Annotated in this window: 1 protein-coding gene and 1 pseudogene; both read left to right on the top strand. The window is 64.7% G+C overall.

Going from position 1 to position 1,426, the window contains the following annotated elements:
• Positions 1–366 (top strand): TetR-like C-terminal domain-containing protein (locus AC08ON_RS10855; RefSeq protein WP_476616893.1); only part of this gene is annotated, 366 nt, incomplete at its 5' end.
• A 414-nt stretch (positions 367–780) separates the two neighbouring features.
• Positions 781–1,426 (top strand): annotated as a pseudogene (locus AC08ON_RS10850) (hypothetical protein); the annotation flags it as partial.

Below are 1,426 nucleotides of genomic sequence, written 5' to 3'. Positions count from 1 at the left end.
CCGACCCCTGGCAGCCTGCACGGCGACCTGACCGCGATCAACCGCGAGATCTACGCTGCCCTTACCGCGGACCCGCCGATCACGACTGCTCTCATCGCCGCATCTTTCCGCTCACCGGACGCGGCCTGCGCCCTCCGAGCTTTCTGGGCCGATCGCTACACCCGCTGCCGGTCCGTCGTGGACCGCGCCGTCGCCCGCGCGGAGATTCCCGCGAACACCGATCCCCAACGGCTTCTGATAGCCGCCATCGCCCCGCTCTACCACCAGCTGATCCTCCTCCGGACACCGGCCGCCGAAGAACTCCCCGATCACGCGGCCCACGACGCCGCGACCGCCGCAGCAGCCGGCGCGTTCACATCCCAATGACGCCGCCGGAAGGCGAATCCGCCGATCCAACCGTCGACCTGTTCCTTCACCGCCAAGTCGCCGGTCCACCCGGCCTGACTCCGACCCCGAAAAACCTCACCTCAGAACGATCTCCAGAATCTCGCGGGCAGATGATCAAACAGCTAGGCGTCAGGAGGATGACAGCGGTTCGCATGGTCACAGCATGGTCGTCCAGTCGGGACTCGAACCAGCCGGCGACGCTCTGACCAGCACCGTTCCATGATGCTGGATCTCAAGCGACAGATCACGAACCGCATTCAGCCAGGCCAGGAGCATGATCAGAAAAGGGGTGGACCATGTGTACCAGCATCCGAACCGATTGATCTTGGTTGCTGGCCCTGAAATCACTGTCCGACCGGTCGCTACCCGGGCCCTGACCAGGGACGATGTCCAGTGACCGCGCCGACCGTAACATCATCTACCGAATCGAACAGGCGTTCCGTACACCTGGCGGTTCCGGACGCTTCGGCCCGCATCGTGACCGTGATCGTCGGCGTGGTGGTCGCGTTGACGTTCCTCTTCGGGTTTGGAAATGTTCTCGCGCTCGGGCTCCGTCTCGGTGTTCCGATGTGGGTGGCTCCACTGGTAGCGCCCGCAGTTGATCTATCGGTCGTCGGCCTATTGCTCGGCAGGCGGCAACTCGCTGTGAGCGGGGGGCCGGTGGAGGTGCTGCGCTCGACGCGGAGGCTACTCATCTTCGCGAGCATGGTAACGCTGGCTTTGAACATTGCGGAACCCCTGATCGCCGGCGAGTACGGCAAGGCCGCGTTCGACGCGGTCGGTCCGCTTCTGATGATCGGCTTTTCGTCCGCAGTCTGCGTGTCTCGTTTGATTTGGTGTCGCGTTTCTCGTGTCGCGGTGCTCGCTGGTGAGAAGCGGTCGTGTGTCGTTTCGGGTGGTCACGGCGACCTCGGATGTGATGCAGGTCATGGCGTGGGTTCGGTCGGGCGGGGTCGTCTACGATCTCGACGGGGTCAGCAGGGTCCGATCTGGCCGGTGGACCGTCGGGTAGGCAGGGCGCGCACTGTGCCGGCGGGGG

It is taken from the genome of Frankia sp. CoWAU3 (assembly GCF_977971855.1).
Note: the sequence above shows the minus strand (reverse complement) of the source record. Positions and strands in the feature narration are given on the sequence as shown.